This window comes from Klebsiella sp. V115_8 (genome assembly GCF_029967715.1).
GTDB classification, from domain to species: domain Bacteria; phylum Pseudomonadota; class Gammaproteobacteria; order Enterobacterales; family Enterobacteriaceae; genus Klebsiella; species Klebsiella quasipneumoniae.
In genome coordinates this window covers 176,237-200,755 of record NZ_JASCAR010000043.1, presented here as the reverse complement: position 1 = coordinate 200,755, position 24,519 = coordinate 176,237, and the positions used below count along the sequence as shown (strand labels likewise).

General features: G+C 58.5%; 26 protein-coding genes, 1 tRNA gene and 2 pseudogenes. 9 read left to right on the top strand and 20 right to left on the bottom strand.

The window, feature by feature from the left end; translation table 11 throughout:
- Nucleotides 1-36 precede the first annotated feature (36 nt).
- From ybaK to copA, 3 genes are all read right to left on the bottom strand, one after another.
- A complete protein-coding gene (ybaK, locus tag QLG03_RS20495) occupies nucleotides 37-516 on the bottom strand; it encodes a Cys-tRNA(Pro)/Cys-tRNA(Cys) deacylase YbaK (RefSeq protein ID WP_004204728.1) in 480 nt (159 codons plus the stop codon).
- Between the two features lie 201 nt (nucleotides 517-717).
- On the bottom strand, nucleotides 718-1,512 hold the full coding sequence (locus QLG03_RS20490; RefSeq protein WP_023288658.1) for a TraB/GumN family protein: 795 nt from the start codon (nucleotides 1,510-1,512) through the stop codon (nucleotides 718-720).
- A gap of 130 nt (nucleotides 1,513-1,642) precedes the next feature.
- Entirely contained in the window at nucleotides 1,643-4,144 is a 2,502-nt protein-coding gene (gene copA / locus QLG03_RS20485; RefSeq protein WP_048298634.1) for a copper-exporting P-type ATPase CopA, read from the bottom strand.
- 106 nt (nucleotides 4,145-4,250) lie between these two features.
- Here copA and cueR point away from each other — a divergent pair, with 106 nt between their 5' ends.
- Nucleotides 4,251-4,661 carry a Cu(I)-responsive transcriptional regulator gene (gene cueR / locus QLG03_RS20480; RefSeq protein ID WP_004204725.1) on the top strand — a complete coding sequence of 137 codons (411 nt, stop codon included), beginning with the start codon at nucleotides 4,251-4,253 and terminating at the stop codon, nucleotides 4,659-4,661.
- On the opposite strand, the gene QLG03_RS20475 is transcribed toward cueR, so the two are convergent.
- Both QLG03_RS20475 and QLG03_RS20470 read right to left on the bottom strand, forming a co-directional pair.
- Nucleotides 4,658-5,116 carry an NfeD family protein gene (locus tag QLG03_RS20475; protein WP_255988375.1) on the bottom strand — a complete coding sequence of 153 codons (459 nt, stop codon included), beginning with the start codon at nucleotides 5,114-5,116 and terminating at the stop codon, nucleotides 4,658-4,660. The two genes, cueR and QLG03_RS20475, sit on opposite strands and share 4 nt — an antisense overlap.
- On the bottom strand, nucleotides 5,113-6,030 hold the full coding sequence (locus QLG03_RS20470) for an SPFH domain-containing protein (RefSeq protein WP_004204723.1): 918 nt from the start codon (nucleotides 6,028-6,030) through the stop codon (nucleotides 5,113-5,115). The genes QLG03_RS20475 and QLG03_RS20470 overlap by 4 nt, the downstream gene beginning before the upstream one ends.
- Nucleotides 6,031-6,170: 140 nt before the next feature.
- Between QLG03_RS20470 and fetA the strand changes: the two genes are divergently transcribed.
- On the top strand, nucleotides 6,171-6,848 hold the full coding sequence (gene fetA / locus QLG03_RS20465; protein ID WP_023288661.1) for an iron ABC transporter ATP-binding protein FetA: 678 nt from the start codon (nucleotides 6,171-6,173) through the stop codon (nucleotides 6,846-6,848).
- Nucleotides 6,835-7,617 (top strand): iron export ABC transporter permease subunit FetB, encoded by a 783-nt coding sequence (fetB, locus tag QLG03_RS20460; RefSeq protein WP_004204721.1) that lies wholly within the window; start codon nucleotides 6,835-6,837, stop codon nucleotides 7,615-7,617. Before fetA ends, fetB begins: the two co-directional genes overlap by 14 nt.
- Nucleotides 7,618-7,723: 106 nt before the next feature.
- Here the strand turns inward: fetB and QLG03_RS20455 are convergent, their stop codons facing one another.
- Genes QLG03_RS20455 through tesA form a run of 3 tightly spaced genes read right to left on the bottom strand, consistent with a single transcriptional unit; the run spans nucleotide 7,724 to nucleotide 10,059 of the window.
- Nucleotides 7,724-8,578 carry a co-chaperone YbbN gene (locus QLG03_RS20455; protein WP_023288662.1) on the bottom strand — a complete coding sequence of 285 codons (855 nt, stop codon included), beginning with the start codon at nucleotides 8,576-8,578 and terminating at the stop codon, nucleotides 7,724-7,726.
- 58 nt (nucleotides 8,579-8,636) lie between these two features.
- On the bottom strand, nucleotides 8,637-9,446 hold the full coding sequence (locus QLG03_RS20450; RefSeq protein ID WP_072096484.1) for an SDR family oxidoreductase: 810 nt from the start codon (nucleotides 9,444-9,446) through the stop codon (nucleotides 8,637-8,639).
- A complete protein-coding gene (gene tesA, locus QLG03_RS20445) occupies nucleotides 9,436-10,059 on the bottom strand; it encodes a multifunctional acyl-CoA thioesterase I/protease I/lysophospholipase L1 (protein ID WP_050533146.1) in 624 nt (207 codons plus the stop codon). The genes QLG03_RS20450 and tesA overlap by 11 nt, the downstream gene beginning before the upstream one ends.
- Here tesA and ybbA point away from each other — a divergent pair.
- Together ybbA and ybbP are read left to right on the top strand one after the other, a co-directional pair.
- Nucleotides 10,030-10,716, top strand: a complete 687-nt coding sequence (ybbA, locus tag QLG03_RS20440) for a putative ABC transporter ATP-binding protein YbbA (protein ID WP_065812403.1) — start codon at nucleotides 10,030-10,032, stop codon at nucleotides 10,714-10,716. The genes tesA and ybbA overlap by 30 nt on opposite strands.
- Nucleotides 10,713-13,127 carry a putative ABC transporter permease subunit YbbP gene (gene ybbP / locus QLG03_RS20435; RefSeq protein WP_065805438.1) on the top strand — a complete coding sequence of 805 codons (2,415 nt, stop codon included), beginning with the start codon at nucleotides 10,713-10,715 and terminating at the stop codon, nucleotides 13,125-13,127. Before ybbA ends, ybbP begins: the two co-directional genes overlap by 4 nt.
- Here the strand turns inward: ybbP and QLG03_RS20430 are convergent.
- The gene (locus tag QLG03_RS20430) at nucleotides 13,104-13,217 is read right to left on the bottom strand and encodes a hypothetical protein (RefSeq protein WP_032428640.1); all 114 of its coding nucleotides are present in this window, start codon (nucleotides 13,215-13,217) and stop codon (nucleotides 13,104-13,106) included. The genes ybbP and QLG03_RS20430 overlap by 24 nt on opposite strands.
- 91 nt (nucleotides 13,218-13,308) lie before the next feature.
- On the opposite strand from QLG03_RS20430, the gene QLG03_RS20425 reads away from it, so the two are divergent.
- The gene (locus tag QLG03_RS20425; protein WP_180263878.1) at nucleotides 13,309-14,454 is read left to right on the top strand and encodes an autotransporter domain-containing protein; all 1,146 of its coding nucleotides are present in this window, start codon (nucleotides 13,309-13,311) and stop codon (nucleotides 14,452-14,454) included.
- Nucleotides 14,455-14,571: 117 nt separating this feature from the next.
- On the opposite strand, the gene mnmH is transcribed toward QLG03_RS20425, so the two are convergent.
- The 6 genes from mnmH to ppiB form a co-directional block, all read right to left on the bottom strand.
- Complete coding sequence (gene mnmH / locus QLG03_RS20420; protein ID WP_048296904.1) at nucleotides 14,572-15,648, bottom strand: tRNA 2-selenouridine(34) synthase MnmH; 1,077 nt, start codon at nucleotides 15,646-15,648, stop codon at nucleotides 14,572-14,574.
- Between the two features lie 111 nt (nucleotides 15,649-15,759).
- Nucleotides 15,760-16,827, bottom strand: coding sequence for a 5-(carboxyamino)imidazole ribonucleotide synthase (gene purK / locus QLG03_RS20415; protein WP_065812405.1), 1,068 nt, complete (start codon nucleotides 16,825-16,827; stop codon nucleotides 15,760-15,762).
- The gene (gene purE / locus QLG03_RS20410) at nucleotides 16,824-17,333 is read right to left on the bottom strand and encodes a 5-(carboxyamino)imidazole ribonucleotide mutase (protein WP_004151322.1); all 510 of its coding nucleotides are present in this window, start codon (nucleotides 17,331-17,333) and stop codon (nucleotides 16,824-16,826) included. The genes purK and purE overlap by 4 nt, the downstream gene beginning before the upstream one ends.
- A gap of 96 nt (nucleotides 17,334-17,429) precedes the next feature.
- A complete protein-coding gene (locus QLG03_RS20405) occupies nucleotides 17,430-17,768 on the bottom strand; it encodes a hypothetical protein (protein ID WP_255988374.1) in 339 nt (112 codons plus the stop codon).
- Nucleotides 17,769-17,875: 107 nt separating this feature from the next.
- Complete coding sequence (gene lpxH, locus QLG03_RS20400; RefSeq protein WP_255988373.1) at nucleotides 17,876-18,598, bottom strand: UDP-2,3-diacylglucosamine diphosphatase; 723 nt, start codon at nucleotides 18,596-18,598, stop codon at nucleotides 17,876-17,878.
- Nucleotides 18,599-18,601: 3 nt separating this feature from the next.
- Nucleotides 18,602-19,096 carry a peptidylprolyl isomerase B gene (gene ppiB, locus QLG03_RS20395; protein ID WP_004151319.1) on the bottom strand — a complete coding sequence of 165 codons (495 nt, stop codon included), beginning with the start codon at nucleotides 19,094-19,096 and terminating at the stop codon, nucleotides 18,602-18,604.
- A gap of 175 nt (nucleotides 19,097-19,271) precedes the next feature.
- On the opposite strand from ppiB, the gene cysS reads away from it, so the two are divergent.
- Nucleotides 19,272-20,657, top strand: a complete 1,386-nt coding sequence (gene cysS / locus QLG03_RS20390) for a cysteine--tRNA ligase (RefSeq protein ID WP_004204706.1) — start codon at nucleotides 19,272-19,274, stop codon at nucleotides 20,655-20,657.
- 45 nt (nucleotides 20,658-20,702) lie between these two features.
- Here the strand turns inward: cysS and ybcJ are convergent, their stop codons facing one another.
- Nucleotides 20,703-20,915, bottom strand: a complete 213-nt coding sequence (gene ybcJ / locus QLG03_RS20385) for a ribosome-associated protein YbcJ (protein ID WP_004143016.1) — start codon at nucleotides 20,913-20,915, stop codon at nucleotides 20,703-20,705.
- 1 nt (nucleotide 20,916) lies between these two features.
- On the bottom strand, nucleotides 20,917-21,783 hold the full coding sequence (gene folD, locus QLG03_RS20380) for a bifunctional methylenetetrahydrofolate dehydrogenase/methenyltetrahydrofolate cyclohydrolase FolD (RefSeq protein WP_004143017.1): 867 nt from the start codon (nucleotides 21,781-21,783) through the stop codon (nucleotides 20,917-20,919).
- Between the two features lie 340 nt (nucleotides 21,784-22,123).
- On the opposite strand from folD, the gene QLG03_RS20375 reads away from it, so the two are divergent.
- A tRNA-Arg gene (locus QLG03_RS20375) sits at nucleotides 22,124-22,200 on the top strand.
- 15 nt (nucleotides 22,201-22,215) lie between these two features.
- Here QLG03_RS20375 and QLG03_RS20370 read toward each other — a convergent pair.
- Nucleotides 22,216-22,347, bottom strand: a pseudogene (locus QLG03_RS20370) (integrase); the annotation flags it as partial.
- An 8-nt stretch (nucleotides 22,348-22,355) separates the two neighbouring features.
- On the opposite strand from QLG03_RS20370, the pseudogene QLG03_RS20365 reads away from it, so the two are divergent.
- Nucleotides 22,356-22,550: pseudogene (locus QLG03_RS20365) on the top strand (hypothetical protein); the annotation flags it as partial.
- 717 nt (nucleotides 22,551-23,267) lie between these two features.
- Here QLG03_RS20365 and QLG03_RS20360 read toward each other — a convergent pair.
- Together QLG03_RS20360 and QLG03_RS20355 are read right to left on the bottom strand one after the other, a co-directional pair.
- Nucleotides 23,268-23,783, bottom strand: a complete 516-nt coding sequence (locus QLG03_RS20360) for a type II toxin-antitoxin system YafO family toxin (protein ID WP_178944761.1) — start codon at nucleotides 23,781-23,783, stop codon at nucleotides 23,268-23,270.
- Nucleotides 23,770-24,111 carry a hypothetical protein gene (locus QLG03_RS20355; protein ID WP_114264561.1) on the bottom strand — a complete coding sequence of 114 codons (342 nt, stop codon included), beginning with the start codon at nucleotides 24,109-24,111 and terminating at the stop codon, nucleotides 23,770-23,772. The genes QLG03_RS20360 and QLG03_RS20355 overlap by 14 nt, the downstream gene beginning before the upstream one ends.
- Nucleotides 24,112-24,519: the final 408 nt, after the last annotated feature.

The window sequence follows — 24,519 nt, the reverse complement described above, 5'->3', positions numbered from 1 at the left end:
CGGTGGCGCTGCGCTTACCGGGCACGGGGCGCGTCATCAATCGCGGCGGGCGATATCGGCGAACTTCGCATCCAGCAGCTGCGCCAGATCGCTGGCCGCCAGCTCAATATCCAGCCCGCGTTTGCCGCCGGAAATGTAAATGGTGGCAAATTCCTGCGCCGGGGCGTCAATCACCGTCGGCAGACGCTTCTTCTGCCCCAGCGGACTGATACCGCCCACCAGATAGCCGGTGATACGCTGCGCCACCATCGGGTCGGCCATGTCGACTTTCTTGGCGCCCAGCGCTTTCGCCACTTTCTTCAAATCCAGCTGCCCGGCGACCGGGGTGACGGCGACCGCCAGATGCTTCATATCGCCATTTACGGCGACCAGCAGGGTCTTGTAAACCTGGTCGGCATTGAGGCCGAGCTTGCGCACCACTTCATCACCGAAGTTGGTCTCATTGGGATCGTGATCGTAACTGTGGATCTGAAAGGGGATTTTGTTTTTTTCGAGTAATTTAACGGCGGGAGTCATAGCTATCCTTCTTACCAACCGGTTTTGCGTGACGTCAGAATACGCCCGCAGGTTGTCTAAAAAATAGTACCATCTTGCGCAATAGTGTTGGCAGTGATGGTCACTTTGAGCGACAATCAGACGATCCGGGATGCAAATCCCGGGATAATAATAATGATGAAATTCCTCTTTGACGGGCCAATAGCAATATTGGCCATTTTTTTATGTCAGCATATCCGGCAGATTCCCTTCGCCATACAGATGCAGCGCGCCGACGGCGACCACGTAGCGCCCCGGCGGCAGGGCCAGCAGCGTCTCGCGCCAGGCGAGATTGCGCTGGTGCATCAGCACATCATATAAAGACTGGCTGAAGGTCGTCGGCAGCGATACCGCGCCGCGCGACGGCGGTTGCTCCAGCCACCAGCCGATCATGACCTGCAGTAAACGGGCGTTGGTGCGCCAGTGGGTCAGCGTATCCTCCAGCAGCGCCATTCCGCCATCGGGCAGGTCGCGCAGCAGCGCGATCTGGCTGTCGGCGCCTTCCAGCTCCATCACCGCTATGTTGCTCTCGCGGGCGGCCATCAGCAACTGATAATCGATACCGTAATCCGGCCGCAGCCCCAGCTTCTGCGCCTGGGTAGCCTGCAGGACCATCGCCACCTGCCACAGCGGCTGGCTGTCGAATAGCGCGACCGACAGGCCGAGTTCACCGGCTCGCGTCTGTAGCTCGCTCAGCTGCGCGTCGCTCAGGCGCTCCGCCAGCGGCGGATAAGCGGGGAGATGGCTAAACGGGGTTTCATTGCCGCTGATATCGGCCTCAACGATTAACGCATCGGCCTGGCGTATTTTTTTCAGCAGCTTCGCTGGCGGCGGCGCCATATCGCGGGTGCCCATATGGATGCTGCCGACGAGGTGCAGATAGCGTTCGCCGGGCAGGACGATATCCATCGCAGGCCAGGAATAAGACGAGCCGACGGCGGCTCGCCACAGCATTTTTATCCGGTTTAACAGGCCCATACGCGCTCCGAAGTGTGAGGCATTCATGCTAGCGCATATGGTGATACACGTCACCCTTCCGGCGGGCTTTTCTTGTCCCGCTAAAAAAGCGGGCGCCGACCCTGTCAGCGCCCGCTTTCCTCAACAACGCTTACGCTTTTGGTTTAAAGCGCAGCAGGCGGTTAGCGTTACTCACCACGGTAATCGACGACAGCGCCATCGCCGCGCCGGCGACCACCGGATTGAGCAACGTGCCGGTCAGCGGCCAGAGGATCCCGGCGGCAATCGGGATGCCCAGCGAGTTGTAGACAAAGGCCCCCAGCAGGTTCTGCTTCATATTGCGTAAGGTCGCCTTCGAAATCGCCAGCGCATCGGCCACGCCGTGAAGACTATGGCGCATCAGGGTGATCGCCGCCGTTTCAATGGCGACATCGCTGCCGCCGCCCATGGCGATCCCGACATCCGCCTGCGCCAGCGCCGGGGCGTCGTTAATCCCATCGCCCACCATCGCCACTTTGTGCCCCTGGCTCTGCAGACGCTTAATGGCGTCGGCTTTACCGTCCGGCAGCACGCCGGCAATCACCTCATCAATGCCGGCTTCTTTGGCGATAGCATTCGCGGTAGTGGGGTTATCCCCGGTGAGCATCACCAGGCGGTAACCCTGACGATGCAGGCGCGCCAGAGCGTCGACGCTGTCTTCGCGTAGCGGGTCACGGATGGCGAACAGCGCGGCCGCCTGACCATCTACCGCCAGCAGCACCGGCGTAGCCCCGCGCGAGGCCTGCGCCATCATCTCGCTTTCTATATCGCCGGTGGCGATATGTTGCTCGTTGAGCAGCGCCTGGTTACCGAGCAGCAGGCGATGGCCTTCCGCTTCGCCGCTGACGCCCAGGCCGCGCAGGGTGCGGAAGCCGCTCACTTCCGGCAACGGGCTGTCTCCGGCTTTATCAAGGATCGCTCGCGCCAGCGGATGGCTTGAACCCTGCTCGAGCGCGGCGGCAAGACGCAGCGCGGTCATCTCATCAACGTCTGCGAAAGTTTTCACCGCCACCACCTGCGGCTTGCCTTCGGTCAGGGTGCCGGTTTTATCGAACACCAGGGTGTCGAGTTCACTGGCGCGCTGCAGAGCATCGGCGTCGCGCACCAGTACGCCGTACTCCGCCGCCCGGCCAACGCCGGAGATAATCGACATCGGCGTCGCCAGGCCTAAGGCGCACGGACAGGCGATAATCAGTACCGTGGTGGCGATCACCAGGGTATAGACGATCTGCGGCGCCGGGCCGAAAAAGTACCAGATCGCAGCGCTAATCAGCGCAATGGCGACCACCGCCGGGACAAACACCGCGGAGATTTTATCCGCCAGCTGGCCGATCTCCGGCTTGCTGCTCTGCGCCTGGCGCACCATGCGGATAATACGCGCCAGCGTGGTCTGGCTGCCGACGGCGCTGGCGGTGAACAGCACGCTGCCGTCCTGCACTACGGTGCCGGCGTGAATGGCGTCGCCATCGCCTTTTTGCTGCGGTACCGGTTCGCCGGTGAGCATCGCTTCATCAAACCAGGCTTCCCCCTGGCTTATCACGCCGTCGACCGGGACGCGGTCGCCGGTCGTCAGGCGCAGCGTCATGCCGGCCTGAACTTCAGCGAGCGGCAGATCTTTCTCGCCCTCGGGCGTAACGACCCGCGCCGAAGGCGGCGTCAGGTCGAGCAGTTTTTCCAGCGCTTTTGAGGAGCGCTGGCGGGCGCGGGCCTCCAGCATATGGCCGAGGTTAATCAGGCCGATAATCATTGCGCTGGCTTCGTAATAGAGATGGCGGGCTTCCATCGGGAACCACTGTGGCCACAGGTTGACGCTCATCGAGTACAGCCAGGCGACGCCGGTACCGAGCGCCACCAGCGTATCCATGGTGGCAGTGCCGTTTTTCAGGCTTTTCCACGCGCTGCGGTAGAAGTGGCCGCCGGCGAAGACCATCACCGCCAGGGTGACGAGGCCGATGACCAGCCACAGCGAACGGTTGTCGTCGCTGACCATCATGTTATCGCCGATCATGCCCCAGACCATCACCGGCACGCCGACCAGCAGGGCGACAATCGCCTGCCAGCGAAAACGTTTCATGGTGGCGATGGCGGTTTCCTGCTGCCGTTCGCGGCGTTCCAGATCGTCCTCGATCGCCTCCGCGCCGTAGCCCGCTTTCTCCACCGCCTGCATTAATTCTGCGGCGGACGCACTGCCCATCACCAGCGCCGTGCGTTCCGCCAGGTTAACCCGCGCCTGTGAGACGCCCGGCACCGCGGCAAGCGCGTTCTGTACCCGGGAGACGCAGCTGGCGCAGCTCATGCCGTTGATCAGCAGCTGTTGACTGTCATCTTCGTCATGGGCTGCCGGAAGCTCAGGAGTGGCCGCTGTCAGTGCTTCCGACGGGATTGATGATTCTGCCAGCGGTTTAGCCTTTGGGTGGCTGAGCTCCGCGCCGTATCCGGCTTGTTTAACGGTTTCAATCAGCGCTTGTGCGCTGGCGCTGCCCGTCACATGGGCTTCAGTGAGGGTGACTTCCGCTTGCTCAACGTCAGGACGCTGCTCCAGACTCTCTTTCACGCGTTTAACGCAGTGGCCGCAGGAGAGGCCATCCAGCGTCAGGTCGATAGTGTTAGACATAAATAACTCCTGAATAATTTTCCGGTCAACGATTGACCAGAACCACTCTTTCATCGAGTATTAAGAAGGTTAAACCTTCCAGCAAGGGGAAGGTCAAGGAGAAAAAATGAATATCAGCGATGTGGCGAAAAAAACCGGTTTAACCAGCAAAGCGATTCGTTTTTACGAAGAGAAGGGGCTGGTGACGCCGCCGTTGCGGAGCGAAAACGGCTACCGCACCTACGGTCAGCAGCATCTCGATGAGCTGACGCTGCTGCGCCAGGCGCGGCAGGTGGGGTTTAATCTGGAAGAGTGCCGCGAGCTGGTGGCGCTATTCAACGACCCGTCACGGCACAGCGCCGATGTGAAAAAACGCACGCTGGAGAAAGTGGCGGATATCGAGAACCATATCCGCGAGCTGCAAAATATGCGCGCGCACCTGCTGGCGCTGGCTGAATCCTGCCCCGGCGACGACAGCGCGGAGTGCCCGATTATCGATAATCTTTCCGGTTGCTGTCATCGCAAGGCGCAGGCTTAACGAACAACGGGTCTGATCCGCAGCGTAATCCCTTCCACAGCGACCACTTCGACCTTGTTGCCCGCGGCGAGGTCCTCGTCAGCCATCACCGGCCAGGAGCTGTCGCCCACGCGCACGTGGCCGCGGCCGTTTACCAGCGGGGTATCCAGCGTCAGACGGCGGCCAATCAGCTGTAGCCCGCGCTGGTTGAGTTGAGCATCGGCAGGACGCTGCAGTTTGACGCGCTTGCGCAGCCACTTCGACCACAGCCACGCCGCCAGCAGAGTGAGGACGGCAAACAGCGTGCCTTGCCATTCCCAGCTCAGCGGCAGGAGCCAGGTCAGGGCGCCGGTCACCACGCCGGCGACGCCGCTCCATAGCAGGTATCCGCTGCCGCCCAGCATCTCGGCCGCCAGCAGCAGCCCGCCGAGGCTTAGCCAGAACAGATGGGGGTGGGCGAGGATCAGGTCGATCATGATTTTTTCCGATCGCCAGCGCCTTCTTTGATCAGCTCGCTGATCCCGGCGATCGATCCCATCAGGCTGCTGGCGTCCAGCGGCATCAGCACCACTTTACTGTTGTTGGCGGCGCCAATCTGCTGCAGCGCATCGGTGTATTTCTGCGCCACGAAGTAGTTGATCGCCTGAATATCGCCTGAGGCGATCGCCGAGGAGACCATCTGGGTGGCGCGGGCTTCCGCTTCAGCGGAACGCTCGCGGGCCTCCGCCTGCAGGAACGCGGACTGCCGCTCGCCCTCCGCCTTGAGGATCTGCGACTGCTTTTCCCCTTCCGCTTTCAGTATTTCCGCCTGACGCACCCCTTCGGCCTCGAGAATATAAGCGCGCTTGGTTCGTTCGGCTTTCATCTGGGCGTTCATCGAGGCGATAAGTTCCGCTGGTGGGCGAACGTCGCGAATTTCGACGCGGGTGATTTTCACCCCCCACGGGTTGGTGGCGTCGTCAACGATATGCAGCAGGCGGGTGTTAATGCTGTCGCGCTGGGAGAGCATTTCGTCCAGCTCCATCGAGCCGAGCACGGTACGGATGTTGGTCATCGTCAGGTTGACGATCGCCTGCTCAAGATTGCTGACCTCGTAGGCAGCCTTCGGCGCGTCAACCACCTGAATAAAGCAAACGGCGTCGATAGTGACGTTGGCGTTATCCCGGGAGATCACCTCCTGTGACGGGATGTCGAGCACCTGCTCCATCATGTTCACTTTGCGGCCGATGCGGTCCATAAACGGCACGACTAAGCTTAATCCCGGCTGCAGCGTCTGGGTAAAACGCCCGAAGCGCTCCACCGTCCACTGGTAGCCCTGCGGGACGATTTTCACCGCCGCGGCCACAATGACCAGCGCGACGAAAATAAGGATAGGAATAAAAATCAGCATCAAAAACCTCCTGTCTTGTTGCCTGGTGGGGCGCTACAAGGAAATAGCGCATGTTTAAATTGAGTATATCTTTCTCCTCATCCTGGAGAAAGGAAAGTGGGGTAAACTAGCGGTGTTTCAGAAAATAATCAGGAAGACTCATGAAGGAAAATAACGCGCTTTTGCGTCTCGAGGATGTGGGATTTAAGACCGACGACGCAGTTATTTTACATAATATCAACCTTCAGCTCAGACCCGGGGAATTCAAGTTGATTACCGGGCCTTCCGGCTGCGGGAAAAGCACCTTGCTGAAAATTATCGCCTCGCTGCTCAGCCCGACCTCCGGACGTCTGTTTTTCGACGATGCCGATGTCGCGACGCTGTCGCCGGAAAGGTATCGCCAGCAGGTCTCTTATTGTGCGCAGACGCCGGCGCTGTTCGGGGATTCGGTTTACGATAACCTGATTTTTCCGTGGCAGATCCGTAATAAACAACCGGATCCGCAGGCGCTGGTGGCCGATCTGCAGCGCTTTGGTCTTGGCGAAAATATGCTGGAAAAATCGATTAACGAACTGTCGGGCGGTGAAAAGCAGCGCGTATCGCTGATTCGCAATTTACAATTTCTGCCGCGCGTGCTGCTGCTGGACGAAATTACCAGCGCGCTGGATGACAGTAATAAACAGAATGTGAATGACATTATTCATGGCTACGCGACGGAAAAACAGGTCGCTGTTCTATGGGTCACCCACGATCGCAATGAAATTTCGCATGCCGATGAAGTAATTACGCTGCAACCTGCCGGCGGAAACATGCAGGAGGCACAGCATGAACGGGCATAACATTACGAACGAATCGCTGGCGCTGTCGATGGTGCTGGTGCTGATCGCTATTCTGGTGAGCTATCGGGAAAAGCTGGCGCTGGAAAAAGATATTCTCTGGAGCATCTGCCGGGCGATCGTGCAGCTGATTATCGTCGGCTATGTGCTGAAATATATCTTTAACGTCAACCATGCGGTTCTGACGCTGTTGATGGTGCTGTTTATCTGCTTTAACGCGGCGTGGAATGCCAAAAAGCGCAGTAAATATATCGATAAGGCGTTTGTCTCGTCATTTATCGCCATCACCACCGGCGCTGGGCTGACGCTGGCGGTGCTGGTGTTCTCCGGCTCGATAGCCTTCGTGCCGATGCAAGTGATCCCGATTGCCGGGATGGTGGCCGGGAACGCCATGGTGGCGGTGGGGCTGTGCTACAACAATATGGGCCAGCGCTTCAGCAGCGAGCAGCAGCAGATTCAGGAGAAGCTCAGCCTCGGCGCGACGCCGAAGATGGCCTCGGCGCGGCTGATCCGCGACAGCATCCGCGCGTCATTGATTCCCACCGTCGATTCAGCGAAAACGGTCGGCCTGGTGAGTTTGCCAGGGATGATGTCGGGACTAATTTTTGCCGGTATTGACCCGGTGAAGGCGATTAAGTACCAGATCATGGTAACTTTTATGCTGCTGTCGACCGCCAGCCTGTCGACGATTATCGCCGGCTATCTGACCTACCGGAAGTTCTTCAACGCCCGCCATCAGCTGGTGGTGACGCAGCTGAAAAAACGCCCGTGAACGATCCCGGGTTGCGGCGTTCACGCCTCACCCGGGTTACTAAGGCTGCGTTGCGCCTCGTTCGCATAGCCCGGATAGCGCAGCGCTATCCGGGGCAGGCAACGAATTAGTACAGCAGCGAATAGAGCTGACGGCGGTATTTGGCGGCCAGCGCATCGCCGGTACCGAGGGCGGCGAGGATCTCCTGCAGCATCTTGCGCGCCTGGCCGTCGCCGGCGCCTAAATCCTTCTGCAGATGGCTGAACAGCAGCGCCAGCGCTTCTTCGTTACGCCCGACCTGATGCAGCTGTAGCGCCAGCTGGGAGGCCAGCAGCGCATCCTCCGGATTCTGTTCCACCTGCTGCTGCAGCTGCTGGATTTCCGGCGTGTCGGCGGCCTGTTTGAGCAGCTCAATCTGCGCCACCAGACCCTGATAGTGGGTATCCTGATCCTGCAGCGGGATGGTTTTCAGCACGCTTTCCGCTTCATCGGAACGGTGCAGGGCAATCAGCGTTTCCGCCAGCAGCAGGCCAATCTGGCTCTCCTGATTCGACAGCTGCCACGCTTCCTTCAGCAGCGGCAGGGCATCGGCGTATTTTTCTTCCTGCATCAGGGCCAGCGCCTGCTGAGCTTTCAGCTCCTCTTCGCGGGGCAGGACTTTATCCAGCAGGGCGCGGATCGCTTCTTCCGGCTGCGGGCCTTCAAAACCGTCCACCGGCTGGCCGTTCTGGAACAGATAAACCGTAGGGATGGCGCGCAGACCAAACTGTGAAGCGAGCATCTGCTCAGCGTCGCAATCGACCTTCGCCAGCGTAAACTGGCCATTGTATTGCGCGGCCAGACGCTCAAGAACCGGGGTCAGCTGTTCGCAGTGCTGGCTGCGGGCAGACCAGAAGTAAAACAGCACCGGGACGTTCATAGACTGCTGTAGCGTCTGCTGCAGGTTCGCTTCGCTAATGTTGACAATATTCTGTTCGGACATGGGCATTTCTCGTTAGTCGATTTCTGTTTTACATGGGGGCGGCATTCCGCGCTTCAACTCAGCCGTGGATAATTTTGTCCATCGCGCGAGCTGGCAGCAGGCGTTTGAGCAGCGCCACCGCGTGGGTGACCAGGGTGACCGGGTAGCGCAGCTTCGGCTTATCGCTGGTAAAAGCGTGGCGCACTTTTTCCACCACCGCCTCCGGCCCGAGGGTAAAACGGGCGGCGATGCCCGGGTTTTCAACGGGCTTGTCGCTTTGCGTCTGGTTGACGTTATCGGTAAAGCGGGTGCGGATCGGGCCCGGTTCAATCAGGCTGACCTGAATACCGCTGTGGCGCAGCTCCATGCGCAGCGCATCGGACCATGCCTCAAGGGCATATTTGCTGGCGGCGTAGGCCCCGCGGCCGGGGCTGGCGATAAGCCCCATCACCGAGGAGGTCATCACGATGCGCCCTTCGCCGTGCGGGGTCATCGCCGGCAGCAGCAGCATGGTGAGCTGATGGGCGCCAAAAAAGTTGGCGGAAAACTGCTGTTCCATCTGCTGGCGGCTGATGGTGTTCAGCGGGCCATAGACGCCGTATCCGGCGTTATTGAACAAGCCGTAGAGACGATTATCGGTCAGCGCAATCACCTCCGCCGCCGCGCGCTCCACGCTCTGCGGGTCGTCCAGATCGAGCAAAATACCGGTTAGCCCCAGCTCCTGCATCCGCGCCACATCCTCCGCTTTGCGGCAGGCTGCCAGCACGCGAAAGCCCTCGCGGGTTAAATCCAGCGCGCTTTCCAGACCAATTCCGCTGGAACAGCCTGTCACTAAAACCGTTTTTTGCATAACTTTACCTGTCAGCGACCCCTGGCGTTCAGGAGTCATGATTAACTAAGGGAGCCAGCCGGTTCGCCATCCAGTCGGCGATAAACGGCTGCGCGTCGCGATTCGGGTGAATGCCGTCGTCCTGCATCCACTGGGGTTTCAGATACACCTCCTCCATAAAAAAGGGCAGGAGAGGAATAGCGAACTCTTTGGCCAGGGCCGGGTAAATCGCGCCGAAGGCTTCATTATAGCGGCGGCCATAGTTCGCCGGCAGGTGAATTTGCATCAGCAGCGGCTCGGCGTTGGCCGCTTTGATCGTCTGAATGATGGTGCGCAGCGTCTGCTCGGTCTGCTGCGGCGGAAATCCGCGCAGCCCGTCGTTGCCGCCGAGCTCAACCAGCACCCAGCGCGGCTGATGCTGCTTAAGCAGCGCTGGCAGACGGGCCAGTCCCTGCTGGGAGGTATCGCCGCTGATGCTGGCGTTCACCACCGGCGTTTTCGCCTGCCACTTCTCATTGAGCAGCGCAGGCCACGCGGCGTTGGCCGCCATCCGATAGCCAGCGCTCAGGCTGTCGCCGAGGATCAGCAGCGTGTCCGCCGCCATCGCGCGGCAGGTAAACAGGAACAAAAACAGGAAAGGCACATGCCAGCGGAAAACATACTTGAAGTTCATCATCTTAAGAAGTCCGTCGGTCAGGGGGAGCATCAGCTCACCATCCTTACCGGAGTTGAGCTGGTTGTCAAACCGCGGCAGACCATCGCCCTGATCGGCGAGTCGGGCTCTGGTAAATCGACCCTGTTGGCGATCCTCGCCGGCCTGGACGATGGCAGCAGCGGGGAAGTATCGATGCTGGGCAAACCGCTGCATCGGATGGATGAGGAGGCGCGGGCGGCGCTGCGGGCGCAGCACGTCGGTTTTGTATTTCAGTCGTTTATGCTGATCCCAACGCTCAACGCCCTGGAGAACGTCGAGCTGCCGGCGCTGCTGCGCGGCGCCAGCGATAACCAGAGCCGGGGCGATGCCCGGGCGCTGCTTGAGCAGCTGGGGCTTGGCAAACGCCTGCACCACCTGCCGGCGCAGCTCTCCGGCGGCGAACAGCAGCGGGTGGCGCTGGCCCGGGCCTTCAATGGGCGTCCGGCCATTCTGTTCGCCGATGAGCCCACCGGCAACCTCGATCGCCAGACCGGGGACAAAATTGCCGATCTGCTGTTCTCGCTTAATCGCGAACACGGCACCACCCTGATCCTCGTCACTCACGATCCGCTGCTGGCGGCGCGCTGCGACCGCCGTCTGCGCCTGGTGGATGGCCAGCTGCGGGAGGAAGCATGATCGCCCGCTGGTTCTGGCGCGAATGGCGCTCGCCGTCGCTGCTGATCGTCTGGCTGGCGTTAAGCCTCGCCGTGGCCTGCGTGCTGGCTCTGGGGTCGATAAGCGATCGAATGGAGAAAGGCCTCAGCCAGCAAAGCCGTGAGTTTATGGCGGGCGACCGGACGCTGCGCAGTTCGCGCGAGGTGCCCGCTGAGTGGATCGCGCAAGCGCGGAAGTCAGGGCTGAGCGTCGGCGAACAGCTGAGCTTCGCCACCATGACCTTTGCGGGCGATACGCCGCAGCTGGCGGACGTCAAGGCAGTGGATGACCGCTATCCGTTGTATGGCACTCTCGAGACGCAGCCGCCGGGGCTGAAGCCCCGGGCGGGCAGCGTCCTGCTGGCGCCAAGGCTGATGGCGCTGCTGAACCTGAAAACCGGCGATACGATTGACGTTGGCGACGCCACGCTGCGCATTGCCGGGGAAGTGATTCAGGAACCGGATGCGGGGTTTAACCCTTTCCAGATGGCGCCGCGGCTGATGATGAATATGGCCGACGTGGCAAAGACCGGCGCCGTACAGCCCGGCAGTCGCGTCGCATGGCGATATAAGTTCGCCGGCGACGCTGAACAGCTGGCCCGTTATGAGCAGTGGCTGCTGCCGAAACTCGGCCCGGAGCATCGCTGGATTGGTCTTGAACAGGACGACAGCGCACTGGGCAAATCCCTCGAACGCTCGCAGCAATTCCTGTTGTTATCCGCGCTGTTGACGCTGCTGCTGGCCGTCGCGGCGGTGGCCGTGGCGATGGGCCACTACTGCCGCAGCCGCTACGATCTGGTCGCCATACTCAAGACGCTGGGCGCCGGACGGGCGCAGCTGCGCAAGCTGATTGTCGGTCAGTGGCTGCTGCTGCTGGCGCTGTCGGTGATAACCGGCGGGGTGGCGGGGCTGGCGCTGGAGCGCCTGTTGCTGCTGGTGCTCAAACCGGTTCTGCCCGCCGCGCTCCCGCCGGCCAGCGGCTGGCCGTGGCTGTGGGCGGTGGGCGCGACCGGCGTGATTTCCCTGCTGGTGGGCCTGCGGCCGTATCGGCTGCTGCTGGCGACCCTGCCGCTGCGAGTGCTGCGCCAGGACGTGGTGGCCAGCGTCTGGCCGCTGAAGATCTGGATCCCGACGGTCAGCGCCGTGGTGGTGGGCCTGCTGGCGTGGCTGATGGGCGGCAGTCCGCTGCTGTGGTCAGTGCTGGCCGGGGCGGTGGTGCTGGCGCTGCTGTGCGGCCTGGTGGGCTGGGGATTGCTGTGGCTGCTCAAACGCCTGACGCTCAGAGCCTTGCCGCTGCGTCTGGCGGTGAATCGCCTGCTGCGCCAGCCGTGGTCGACCCTTAGCCAGCTGGCGGCGTTTTCCCTGTCGTTTATGCTGCTGGCGCTCCTGCTGGTGCTGCGCGGCGATCTGCTCGACCGCTGGCAGCAGCAGCTGCCCCCGGAGAGCCCGAACTACTTCCTGATCAATATCGCCCCTGAGCAGATAATGCCGGTGAAGACCTTCCTCGCCGAACATCAGACGCGGGCGGCGGAATTCTATCCGATCGTCCGGGCTCGTCTGACGCAGATCAACGGCCAGTCCACGGACGGGAATAAAGACGAAGCGCTGAATCGCGAGCTTAATCTCACCTGGAGCGAACAGCGTCCGGATCATAATCCGCTGGTGGCCGGCAGCTGGCCGCCGAAGCAGGGCGAGGTATCGATTGAGGAGGGGCTGGCGCAGCGATTGGGAGTGACAATCGGCGATACGGTGACCTTTACCGGCGATACGCAGGAGTTCAGCGCGAAGGTGAGCAGCGTGCGCAACGTCGACTGGGAGAGCCTGCGGCCAAACTTCTTCTTTATTTTCCCCACCGGGGCGCTGGACGGGCAGCCGCAGAGCTGGCTCACCAGCTTCCGCTGGGATAACGGTCCTGCGATGTTGACCCAGCTGAACCGCGAGTTTCCCACCGTCAGTCTGCTGGATATTGGCGCTATCCTGCGCCAGGTCGGCCAGGTGCTCTCCCAGGTCAGCCGGGCGCTGGAGGTGATGGTAGGCCTGGTGACGGCCTGCGGCGTGCTGCTGTTGCTGGCGCAGGTGCAGGTCGGTATGCGTCAGCGTCATCAGGAGCTGGTGGTCTGGCGCACGCTGGGGGCCGGGAAATCGCTGCTGCGCGCCACGCTGTGGGCGGAGTTTGCCCTGTTGGGGCTGGTCTCCGGCCTGGTGGCGGCGATAGGCGCCGAAGTGGCGCTGGCGATGCTGCAGACCAAAGTCTTTGATTTTCCCTGGGCGCCGGACTGGCGGCTGTGGGTGATGCTGCCGCTGACGGGAGCGGTGTTGTTATCCCTGTGCGGCGGCGGGCTGGGGCTGCGTTTATTAAAAGGGAAAGCGCTATTCCGTCAGTTTAGCCAGTAAGAATATTACATGTTGATGATGCGCCGCCGTTTTTGGCGGCGCTTTTATTTTAAGCGCACAAATTGATAAACCATTGATTTTTAAGCGCACGAAACATTAAAAACCCAGCAACACGCTGTGCTGATTCGCGGTTAATATTCAACTGGAAAATATAAGGTTGCTTATTAATCAAGGAAAAACTATGGCACACACAATAAAAACGCTGGCGATCTCGATCGGCGCAGCATTAGCGTTAACGTCATTGGCTGCCCACGCGGAGATCACCCTGCTAAAACAGGATCCGCAGGCGGGGGATCCGTTAAGCCGGCTTAACTTTACCGTCGGCGGAAGTATCCGCCCGCAGTTCAATATGATGACCGGCGACGGGGATAAAGGCTCCTATAAGCGCAACGGTTTTGACGGCGGCACCCGCTTCCGTTTCGCCGCGGATTACTATCTGTTCGATGATATTAGCTGGATCAGCTACTACGAGCTGGGGGTGAATATTCCGACGCTGTTCGACTGGGATAATCACTACGCGGAAGGGGCGAACAATACCACCCGCCGCATGCTGTATACCGGCCTGAAAAGCGATACCTGGGGGACGTTAACCTACGGTCAGCAAAACAGTGTTTACTATGATGTGGTCGGGGTGAAAACCGATATCTGGGACTACGATATGATTGCCCAGGCGCCGGGCAACGGTATTAACGGCGATTACGATGGCTCTTATCGTTCCCGTAATATGCTGAAATATAAGAAAACCGTTGGCGATGTCGATCTTTACGGCTCCTATCTGTTCGAAGACAGCGAATACCTGCCGGGTAATGGTCTGCGCTATAAACGTAAAGGCGGCGGTTCTGTTGGCGCGGACTACCACATCATGAAGGATCTGACCTGGGGGACCGCGTGGAACTACACCCGCGCCGAAATGCGCGACCCGTCAAGTTCCGACAGCAAAACCTATGACCAGAACATCGTCGGTACCGCGCTGAGCTGGACCCCGGATAACTGGACTTTCTCCTTCGGCGGCGGCTGGTATCAGAACTTCCTCACTACCAAAAAAACCGATGTCCATAATTACTTCGCCGGCGACGCCTGGGGGATTGAATATTTTGCGGGCTATAAATTCCCGATCAATCAATATGCCGTTAAATCTATTCAGCCGTACTTTATGGGCGACCGCCTGGAATATGTGAACGGCCGTAACTACCAGCGTATTGATAACGGTCTGGGGATCAGCTTCCAGCTGGATTATGGTTTCCGCGTTGACTACGAGCACGTGTTTACCTCCAGCACCGACAACCTGGGCGATATGAACCTGGTGCGTCTGCGCTACGACTTCTAAGCGGTAACCATTCCCCGGTGACGCTGCGCTTACCGGGGCTACAGGTTCACCGCCGTCTGCGGACCCGTAGCCCGGCTAAGGCGTTTACGCCGCAAGCCGGGACAAGAGAGGGTGTGATTACTCCGCCAGCCAGGCGGCGACCTCCTGCCAGTTGCCGCGAAAAATAATCTTCCCGGCTTTTTTCCCCAACTGATAGCGATACATCGGGTCGTAGTATTCTTCCAGCAGCGGCACCAGCCAGGCGAAGTGCGCCTCGGTGCTGGTGGTGCGCTGCTGCTGCGCCAGCGCCTCATCGAGGCGTTCAGTGAGCTGAGCAAAACGCTGCAGTCCCAGGCGACGGCGGATGGCGAACAGGCCGTGATGCAGATACTCGCCATATGCCTGCCAGCCTTTCTCTTCGCCATAGGCGGCGATAAAGTCGCGATACATGCGATCGAAATACTCCTCGCGCAGCCGTTCGAGGCGAACGTCAAACGGATCTTCCACCACCGCCAGCGGCGATTGCGCCATTCGGATGCGCAGGCACTCCGGCAGATGGTTGGCGCCGATCATGTGGCCTTCATCTTCCAGCACCCAGCGCGTCTGCTGTTCGGCTTTTTTGAGCAGGCTAACCGCCAGATGGTTTTCAAAGGTGGCCTGCGGATGCTGCGGCTGTAGCGTGCGGCCAAACGAAGAGCCGCGGTGGTGGGCATGGCCTTCCAGATCGATACCGTCCGGGCGCGAGCAGACCAGCTGGGTTTTGCCGTTGCCGGTGCAGCCGCCAATCAGCACGATCGGTCGCTGTACCAGCGCGTCGGTGGCCTGGATCGCCGCCTGGCGCAGCGCTTTATAGCCGCCGACGATCAGGGGGTAATCCACACCAGCTTCTTTCAGCCACTGCTGGACGATATGCGAGCGCTGGCCGCCGCGAGCGCAGCACAGGAAACCGTGCGGGTAACGGGCGCACGCTTCCAGCCAGGCCTGGATCCGGCTGGCGCGCAGGTCGCCCTGGACCAGCTTATGGCCGAGCGCCAGCGCCGCTTCCGGCCCCTGGCGCTTGTAGCAGGTGCCGACCGCGGCGCGTTCTTCATCATTCATCAGCGGCAGGTTGATCGCCGCCGGCATCGCGCTTTGGCTAAACTCCACCGGGGCGCGCACGTCAATCAGTGGCGTATCGCTGGCGAGAATGGCGCGATAATCCGTCCCATTGGTCATGGGGTATCCTCTGAAGTCAAAACAGAAATGGGCTTTACAGCAAGAGGGGGATTGTACGCGCCTCAAGGTGTGCCGGGGAAGGGGATAGATCAAATCCCCGGCACGAAGGGCTTAGCTGAGCTGCGCCTGCGCCCAGACGATACCGCTGGCGTATTCCGCTGGCAGCAGCGGCTTCAACGCTTCCAGCGTCGCGCTCAGACGGTCTGTATCGCTGTCGGTCAGGTTCAGGTGGCCGACTTTACGACCCGGGCGCACCTCTTTATCGTACCAGTGCAGGTGGACCAGCGGCAGCTTCAGCCAGTCGTAATTGAGATCGGTGCCGATCAGGTTGATCATTACCGACGGGCTGTTAACCACCGGCGGCGGCAGAGGAAGGTCGGTCATCGCTCGCAGATGCAGCTCAAACTGGCTGATGGAGGCGCCATTTTGCGTCCAGTGGCCGCTGTTGTGTACGCGCGGCGCCAGCTCGTTGATCAGCAGCCCCTCGGCGGTGACGAAGCACTCCATCGCCATCACGCCGACGTAGTTCAGCTCGTTCATGATCGCCGTCAGCATGCTTTCCGCTTGCTCCTGCTGGCGGGCATTGGCCTGCGGGAAGGCGACGCTGGCGCGCAGAATACCGTCCTGATGCAGGTTGCGGGTCAGCGGGTAGAAGACGGTGCTGCCGTCCTGGGCGCGGGCGCCTACCAGCGACACTTCGCCGGAGAAGTTAATCCCCTGCTCGACGATGCACTCGCCGTAGTTATCGTCCGGTAGCTGATCGATCTCGTTTTCCCGCAGACGCCACTGGCCGCGGCCGTCGTAGCCGCCGACGCGACGCTTAACGATCGCCAGTTCGCCAAGGCGGGCAAACACCGCCGGCCACTCGCTTTTATCCGCCAGCAGCTGCCACGGGGCAGTGGCGAGGCCCAGCTTATCGAACAGCTGCTTTTGCGTCAGGCGATCGGCGATAATCGGGAAGACGTCGCGGTTGACGAACGCCGGGTGGCGGGCCAGCTCGCGGGTGAGGGCGGTTTCCGGCCAGCGTTCAATTTCTGCGGTGATGACGCTCTGCTGGAACGGCACCGCTTCCGGATCGGCTTCCAGACCCACCGGCCAGACGGCGATACCCAGCGGCTCGCCGGCCTGGCGCAGCATACGGCCTAACTGGCCGTTACCGAGCACGCATACCTGTTTCATGCCGCACCCCGCGGGTCCGGGTTATCCAGCACTTCATCGGTTTGCGCCTGACGCCAGGCGCTCAGGCGCTGGTGGAGTTCAGCATCATGCTGGGCGAGGATCTGCGCGGCGAGCAGACCGGCGTTTGCAGCCCCGGCTTTGCCGATGGCCAGGGTACCGACCGGAATACCGCGCGGCATCTGCACAATGGAGTAGAGGCTGTCGACACCGCTTAAGGCCGCGCTCTGAACCGGTACGCCGAGCACCGGCACCAGGGTTTTCGCCGCAATCATGCCCGGCAGATGCGCCGCGCCGCCTGCCCCTGCAATAATCACCTGATAACCGTGGCTTTCGGCGCTTTCAGCGAAGCTGAACAGCTTATCGGGCGTGCGATGGGCGGAGACCACTTCGACATGGTACGGAACGTTCAGGGCATCAAGGATTTCTGCGGTAAACTGCATGGTAGCCCAGTCGCTTTTGGACCCCATCACGATGGCGATACGCGCCGAATTATTGCGGGAAGACATGCGTCTTAAAACTCCTGTGGGTGTGTTTCACACTGCTTTAGAGGCCACAGAGAATAGCATGAACTGCCGGCAAGGAAAACGGTTGCGTGCGCATGGTTAGCCGTCTTTTGTCTCGCTTATCGAGGACGGCGATCGCGGCTTATCGACACTTTTCTCATTCATGATACAGGTGATAAGCAGCACGAGCCCCCAGGGGAGCATCAGGATGCCCATCATCAGTAAAAAGATCTGTACTGACCGGCTCTCGTGAGGGCGGGTGCAGAGCAAATAAATGGCATAGAAATAGATGGCCCACGCCAGCAGGGCGCACCAGACAAACGTCAGCGTGTTGCCGAGAGTGACGCCGATTAAGGCGATATAGCTTATCCCTAACGGATTGAGGAGCGCGATGATCATTCCCCAGATCAGCGGCTGGCTCCACTTTTTCCTGTTCATGCTCGTTCCTTGAGAGTGATGTCGAGGAAGACTAGCATGCGGAATGCCGGGAGGCGCATACCTCCGCCCGGGCAAAAGGCGGTTTCGGAATTATGCTCGCGCAGGAATTAGAACGGAAAATGGAGCAGTTCGACGTTGTCCTGCGTGACCTTGACCATCGATCCTTCTCTGTGCCAGGCGCCGAGCACCACGCGCCATGCGGGCTGGCCGTTGGCCTGCAGGTCATGGACCGCCGGGCGATGGGTATGGCCGTGGATCAGCCACTGCACGTGATGCCGCTCCATCGCGTCAACCACCGCCTGCGGATTCACATCCATAATTTCCATTGATTTGCTGCTGTTGGCGGCTTTGCTGTCGGCGCGCATGCGGGCGGCGATACGGCGGCGGATAAACAGCGGCAGGGCCAGGAACAGGCGCTGGATCCACGGGGTGTGGACTTTCGCGCGAAACGCCAGATAGCCCAGGTCATCGGTGCACAGCGTGTCGCCATGCATAATCAAGACTTCACGGCCATAGAGGTCGAGTCGCTCTTCTTCGGCGAGCAGGATCATCCCGCTCTGGCGGGCGAAGCGCTGGCCGACGAGAAAATCGCGGTTACCGTGAATGAAGTAGCAGGGCACGCCGGCGTCGACGACGGCTTTGATTGCCGTAGCGATTTGCTGATGCAACGGGTTCGGATCGTCATCGCCGATCCATGCCTCGAACAGATCGCCAAGGATATACAGGGCGTCCGCCTGACGGGCTTCCCCCTGTAAAAAACGCAGAAAACCGGCGGTGATCGCCGGTTCTTCTGTTTGCAGGTGCAAATCTGCAATAAAAAGTGTCGCCACGAATTACTCGCTGACGGTGACGCTTTTGATGATCACATCGTCTTTCGGCACATCCTGGTGCATGCCGCTGCGGCCGGTGGCAACCGCTTTGATTTTGTCAACCACGTCCATGCCTTCAACCACTTCCGCGAAGACGCAGTAGCCCCAGCCCTGCAGGCTTTCGCCGGAGAAGTTCAGGAAGTCGTTGTCAACCACGTTGATGAAGAACTGCGCGGTTGCAGAGTGCGGCGCCTGAGTACGGGCCATCGCCAGCGTGCCGCGGGTGTTTTTCAGACCGTTGTTCGCTTCGTTCTGAATCGGAGATTTGGTCGCTTTTTGTTTCATGCCAGGTTCAAAACCGCCGCCCTGAATCATGAAACCGTTGATAACACGGTGGAAAATGGTGTTGTCGTAGAAACCTTCGCGGCAGTAGTCCAGGAAGTTTTTAACTGTTTCCGGCGCTTTGTCGTCAAACGTTTTGATTACGATATCGCCATGATTGGTGTGGAAAGTAACCATTTTTGCATCCTGTTCCGATGAGTGTGGTGCCAGCACCCGGTGTCGGGTGAGATATAGGGGGGTGTTATAGCATAACCGCGGGGGTCGATGCACCTTGCAATGTGTGCTGCGTCCTGTGTGAATTATGGGTATTATAGAGGCTTCATTACCCACACACGTCTACACGGAATCTTCGATGTTAAAAATTTTTAATACACTGACGCGCCAGAAAGAGGAATTTAAACCTATCCATGCCGGGGAAGTCGGCATGTACGTGTGTGGTATTACCGTTTACGATCTCTGTCACATCGGCCATGGGCGTACCTTCGTCTCCTTTGACGTTGTGGCGCGTTATCTGCGTTTTCTCGGCTATAAGCTGAAGTACGTGCGCAATATCACCGATATCGATGACAAAATCATTAAGCGCGCTAATGAAAACGGCGAAAGCTTTGTCGCGCTGGTCGATCGGATGATCGCCGAAATGCACAAGGATTTTGACGCCCTGAATATTTTGCGTCCCGACAGCGAGCCGCGCGCGACGCATCATATTGCGGAAATCATCGAGATTACCGAGCAGCTGATCGCCAAAGGCCATGCCTATGTGGCGGATAACGGCGACGTGATGTTCGATGTGCCGACGGACCCGAACTACGGTTTGCTGTCGCGTCAGGATCTCGATCAGCTGCAGGCGGGGGCGCGCGTCGACGTGGTTGACGTCAAGCGTAACCCGATGGACTTCGTTCTGTGGAAGATGTCGAAAGAGGGCGAGCCAAGCTGGCCGTCGCCGTGGGGCGCGGGCCGTCCGGGCTGGCATATCGAGTGCTCGGCGATGAACTGCAAACAGCTGGGCAACCATTTTGACATCCACGGCGGCGGTTCCGATCTGATGTTCCCGCATCACGAAAACGAAATCGCTCAGTCCACCTGCGCCCATGACGGCGAGTACGTTAACTACTGGATGCACTCCGGCATGGTGATGGTTGACCGCGAGAAGATGTCGAAATCGCTGGGCAACTTCTTTACCGTCCGCGACGTGCTGAAGTATTACGATGCGGAGACGATTCGCTACTTCCTGATGTCCGGCCACTATCGCAGCCAGCTGAACTACAGCGAAGAGAACCTCAAGCAGGCGCGCTCGGCGCTGGAGCGTCTGTACACCGCGCTGCGCGGGACCGACAAATCCGTCGACGCGGCGGGCGGCGAAGCCTTCGAAGCACGCTTTATCGAGGCGATGGACGATGACTTCAACACCCCGGAAGCCTACTCGGTGCTGTTCGATATGGCGCGCGAAGTAAACCGCCTGAAAACCGAGGACGCGGCCGCGGCGAACGCCATGGCGGCCCACCTGCGTAAGCTTGCGTCGGTGCTGGGGCTGCTGGAGCAGGAGCCGGACGCCTTCCTGCAGAGCGGCGCGCAGGCTGACGACGCGGAAGTGGCGGAAATTGAATCGCTTATCCAGCAGCGTCTGGACGCGCGTAAAGCGAAAGACTGGGCGGCGGCGGATGCAGCGCGCGATCGTCTTAACGAGATGGGGATCGTGCTGGAAGATGGCCCGCAGGGCACCACCTGGCGCCGGAAGTAAGTCATAAAAAAACGCCCGCTTAAGCGGGCGTTTTCCTTTTCGCGGTCAGGCCGTGACGGTTACGCTCTGGCCTTCAAAGCTCACCGTCTGACCGGCGACGATTTTGCAGCGTTTGCGGGTTTCCACCGCGCCGTCGACTTTTACCAGCCCGTCGGCGATGGCGATCTTCGCCTGGGCGCCGCTTTCGCTCCAGCCTTCCAGCTTCAGCAGATCGCACAGCTCAACGTGCGGGTGTTTTCCTAAGGAAAATGTCGCCATCTCAGGCCTCCTCAACGTCGTGGTACTCTTCGCACGCCTGCAGCGTGTTCTGAATCAGGGTGGCGACGGTCATCGGGCCAACGCCGCCGGGCACCGGGGTGATGTAGGAGGCGCGTTCAGCGGCATCTTCATACACCACGTCGCCGACCACTTTGCCGCTTTCCAGACGGTTAATGCCGACATCGACCACAATCGCCCCTTCTTTGATCCATTCGCCAGGAATAAAGCCCGGTTTACCCACCGCGACGATCAGCAGGTCGGCGTTTTCGACATGATGGCGCAGGTTTTTGGTAAAGCGGTGGGTGACGGTGGTGGTGCAGCCGGCCAGCAGCAGCTCCATGCTCATCGGGCGGCCGACGATATTGGACGCGCCAATGACCACCGCATTCAGGCCGTAGGTGTCGATATTGTAGCGTTCCAGCAGCGTCACGATACCGCGCGGGGTGCACGGACGCAGGCGCGGCGCCCGCTGGCACAGGCGGCCAACGTTGTAAGGATGGAAGCCGTCGACGTCTTTATCCGGCGCGATGCGCTCGAGAACTTTGACGTTATCGATCCCTGCCGGCAGGGGCAGCTGAACCAGAATACCGTCGATGGTCTTATCGGCATTCAGGGTGTCGATAAGCTCCAGCAGCTCGGCTTCGCTGGTGGTTTCCGGGAGATCGTAAGAGCGGGAGACGAAGCCCACTTCTTCACATGCTTTGCGCTTGCTGCCGACATAAATCTGCGAGGCCGGGTTGCTGCCGACCAGCACGACGGCCAGCCCAGGGGCGCGTTTTCCGGCCGCAACGCGAGCCTTCACTTTTTCCGCAACCTCAGAGCGTACCTGCTGCGCAATCGTTTTACCGTCAATAATTTTTGCTGCCATCAGAGAGAGGATTCCATCTGTATCTTTACGAAAGGGGGATGAGGATATTTTGTCAGAAGCCGGCCTCGCTGTCAGTCCTCGTTTGCTGTTTTATCCTGTCTGGGGCAAATTTAGCCAGTTTTTGACCATTTTCATTGCATGGTTATTGGTGTATTGCGCCTGGCCACTCAGTCGATTTACTGGCGTAAGAGCCCCGGTGGTATGCTTCTTGTACAGTTGGCGGAGGATATTTCGCCAGCGTCGTATAAGCCCCGCAGTTTCCTGGCAAAATGGATTGACTCAACCGACGTGGACCGTATAATTCCAGGCGTTTCACTCCGCGAAGCACTCGCTTCTCAGGGCGCCCTTAGCTCAGCTGGATAGAGCAACGGCCTTCTAAGCCGTAGGTCACAGGTTCGAATCCTGTAGGGCGTGCCATTTAAAATCAACAACTTATAAACCACCTCCAGTCGCTGATTTTTCCTTGTGGGACATATTTGGGACATATTCTGCAAAAATCGAGTCAATTTGACGCGCATGTTCCGTTAAATGATTAGGCGCCAGGTAAGCATATCGACGAACCATCCCGGTACTTCCCTGAGGCCTTCAAAGGGAAGATAGCCCGCGGCTTTAACGCCCGTCAGTTTGCCGAAGTACTGAGGAAAGCTGGAATGCTGACGCCGCCGACGTTAGGTCGCGGCTTCCAGAGAAAATCACCGCGTATTGATGGGCGACAGATTAGGGTTTATGTCCTGCAGTATCTGCCGGACGATGAGCTGCCAGAGTAAAAGCATTCTTTCATATGTGTGGTTTAGGTGTTGCTTCAGCTGGTTCAGTAGTTGTAAGAAACGTGTACCTGCAGGCCCGGGAAGGTGATGCAAAGGCCGGAGATTTTCTCTGTTTTGGTATCAACCATACGCCGTTTATCAATCTACTTGGTGTGCGTCAGGGAATAGACTGTCTTATTCTGAACGCACGCAGGAATGGTTATCATCTGGTTCTCTTGAGCGCTATAAGTAGAGTTTACAGGCAGATCAGGGTAATACCTTTATGTTACCGCCGTTGCAATTCATGTGATGAAAATAATAATGATTACCAAATATATTGCTTGCGCTCAATTTTGTTACCAGCAGAAGCAAAGTTCTACGATGGTCAACAGCTATACCAATATGTCCAAGAGTATAAAAAACTGAGCAGGGGGTTCGCAGCACGCCTGATAACCGGCTTCAGGCTGGCATATTCATGGGATATGCGGCATCAATGATTGATGCCTATGGTAATGAAGGGGCTCAGATTTTTTGTCAGCCTAATGGGCGGTTACAGACATATGCTGATGTTGTTTATAAATACTTAAACGATAACCCTGACAAGCGAGTTAACTCAGCTGAGAGTTTGGTCATAGCTGCTATGCAGGCATCGTTTCGTTGTAAAGAGCCGCCAAAGCTGAATAGTAAAAACTAGCGTGACATGTCACAAAGTCCGACTAACGCTCACAAAAAAGCCCGCTAGGCGGGCTTCTTAACTAAATAATCGGGATGCCAAGGATTCTGATCCCTACCCATAGGTTTCGAAGAGATAGATTCATAAAATTTATCTGCCAGCTCAACAACGAACTGAACTGATGATTCGAATTCCGCCTCCTTGTGAGCTGGCGGAAACCAAAAATCTAAAACCCCAACATTTCTTTTTTCACAAACAGCATAAATCAGATAGGCGTCAGATGTAGGAATCTGTTTTTCATAACCGCCTGGTCCATAACGACCTGTGGACCAGGTATCCCAGCACTCCTCAGTGCCGCTTAATCCATGAGCATTAGTATATAACCCAATATTTACATGAACTTTTCTTAAGTGGATAGGGTAAACACAAGGTGGTTTGTGGAAAAGAGTATCTTTACCGAAATCAGGATGGTGTCCGAATCTCCAATGGTATATGAACGAGTCCTTAAAACCTTTTAATATTTCATTGGTTTTAAACTTTGACTCTGAATATACCCCGCCTGAATATTTATTCTGGCCCATCAAAGCTGGCACTCATCAGGCGCTCTTCACGCGAATCAGACAGTTCCCGGGAAATGTTACATGCTTCGGTAAAGGTCATTTTTTTCACGCGCGGCACAAAATTTACCTCGGCATGAGGAAGCTTTCTTATGCTCTCAACGGTAACTGTGTGGCGAAAAGCAACGTATGTTCCGCGCACAATCTGATAACCAAGTTTTTCAGCCAGGGCGTCGAGATGAGTCATTCTCCTGGCCTTACGCAAGCCAGCTCTAGTTAGCAGCCGGCGCTGGCGAATAGAAGGCTTTTTGCCTTGTTCTTCATCCGCGTTCAGAGCAACTATTTTCGACATGGACATCTCCGCAAATCAACTCAACATTTGGTTGGGTACCGTTGGCTTAATCTTAATCAAATTTGAGCAAGGACGCAATGAAACAGAGTGAACCAGAGTGATACAGATAGAACCTTAGTAATGCGCTCCCATGCGGCCTATCTCTCCGTCAGAAGGTATGTACTTGATTCATTATGTACTGTGCGTGCGTCTCGATTTCTCACAGCACTTGCTGACGCCAGCTATGTAGCAGAACATAGTCGTTAACTCCGCCGCGGCGCCGGCACCCTTATGCCCGTCGGCATCCATCTTGTTCAGCATATCCATCAGCATGGAGTGCTCAACAAGACCGTTGACTCCCTCGGGACTGTGGATGTGCTCACGGTAGTTTGTCTTCAGAGGGTAGTGATAGGTTTGCTTCTCTTCCGA